The following is a 233-nucleotide window of genomic DNA, read 5'->3' as shown; positions in this document are numbered from 1 at the left end:
GGGCCGTCGGGGCCGGTGCTGGGGCGTCCGCTGGTGGTCGCGGTCGACCTCCCCAGCGGCCTCCATCCCGACGACGGATCGGCCGAGCTGGTGCTGCCGGCGGACGTGACCGTCACCTTCGGCGGACGCAAGGCGGGGCTCCTTCGCGGCAGCGGGCCGATGCTCGCTGGCCGCGTCGTCCTGATCGACATCGGTCTCCGCCTCGGAGCCCCCGAGCTCTCCACCCCCTAGCC

At 75.1% G+C, this 233-nt stretch carries 1 protein-coding gene; it reads left to right on the top strand.

Going from position 1 to position 233, the window contains the following annotated elements:
- Nucleotides 1–231: NAD(P)H-hydrate epimerase (locus tag ACZ6JE_RS15690; RefSeq protein WP_464319553.1), on the top strand; the 231-nt coding region annotated here is incomplete at its 5' end.
- Nucleotides 232–233: the final 2 nt, after the last annotated feature.

This window comes from Frigoribacterium sp. AC759 (assembly GCF_979256015.1).
Note: the sequence above shows the minus strand (reverse complement) of the source record. Positions and strands in the feature narration are given on the sequence as shown.